Source organism: Kitasatospora sp. NPDC047058 (assembly GCF_040643935.1).
Lineage (GTDB): Bacteria > Actinomycetota > Actinomycetes > Streptomycetales > Streptomycetaceae > Kitasatospora.
On the sequence record NZ_JBEYVJ010000862.1, the window covers coordinates 1 to 1,426 of the forward strand.

General features: G+C 71.7%; 1 protein-coding gene. It reads left to right on the forward strand.

Translation table 11 applies throughout. The annotated features are described in order from the left end of the window. The coding region (locus ABZ885_RS41165; RefSeq protein WP_360200333.1) for an ATP-binding protein at positions 1–1,426 on the forward strand (1,426 nt) is incomplete at both ends.

The window sequence follows — 1,426 nt, forward strand, 5'->3', positions numbered from 1 at the left end:
CCAGCTGATCAACGACATCCCCGACCTGTCCAAGGTCGAGGCCGGCAAGATGGACCTCACCGTCGAGTCCGTCCCGTTGCACACGCTCCTCGACTACGTCGAGGCCACCTTCCGGCCCATGACCACCCAGAAGAGCCTGGCCTTCGCCGTGCGGACGGGGGACGGCGTACCCGGTGAGCTGGTCACCGACGACTACCGGCTGCGCCAGGTGCTGCGCAACCTGCTCTCCAACGCGGTCAAGTTCACCGAGAGGGGCCGCGTCGAACTGCTCATCGAACGCGCCGAGCAGGAGGCGGTCCCGGCCGCGGTGCGGCGGAGCGTCCCGGTACTGGCCTTCCGGGTCGTCGACACCGGGATCGGGATCGTCCCCCAGCACCTGGAGACCGTCTTCGGCGCTTTCCAGCAGGCGGACGGAACCACCAGCCGCAGGTACGGCGGCACCGGCCTGGGACTGTCCATCAGCCGGGAGATCGCCCACCTGCTGGGTGGAGCGATCACCGCGGAGAGTACCCCGGGCCAGGGCAGCACCTTCACCCTCTACCTTCCCGTCTCCGCCCTCGCCGCCCCCGACGTCGCCGGCGCCGCCCTCATGCGGCCCGCCACGGCGCTGGAACCCGCCGGCACCGGCGACCACCGGGAACAGTCCACCGGCCGGAGCGACGGCAACACCGAGAACCGGCCCCGAGCCCTGCCGCGGCGTCTGCTCGTGATCGAAGGACGACCGAACGGCCTGCTGTCCCTCGTCGCCGAGAGCGCCGTGGCCGACGTCGCCCGCTACGCCGAGGCCGAGGATCACCGGGACGTGGAAATCGTCACCGCCAGCGGTACCCAGGAGGCCGCCGCCACCCTCGCCGCAGGCCCCTCTCACTGCGTCGTCCTGGAACTCGACCTCCCCGACGACGCCGCCGCCGACCTCCTGGCGGACATGGACCGCGACCCCGCGCTGCTCGGCGTCCCGGTCCTCGCCCACACCAGCCGCAGCCTCGCCGCCGAGGACGACGGACGAACGCGCGGCAGCAGGGCAGGGAGGGTGGAGTTCATCTCCAGCCTCGACGAACTGCGCGAACGCATCGCGCTGCACATGAACGCCGACAGGCCCGGCGACGTCCTGCCGCTCCGCTCCACGGGCGCGACGGCCTGGCAGGCCCCCGACGCGGACGCGGCCCTGGCCGGACGCACCGCCCTCGTCGTGGACGACGACGACCGCAACCTTTACGCGATCACCGGCATCCTGGAACTGCACGGCATGCGCGTCCTGCAGGCCGAGAACGGGCGGGCCGCCCTCGACGTCCTGACCGCGAACCCGAACCTCGACGTCATCCTGATGGACGTGATGATGCCCGAGATGGACGGCTACGCCGCGACCGCCGCGATCCGGACCATGCCCGAGCACGCGCGGCTGCCGATCATCGCCGTGACCGCGAAG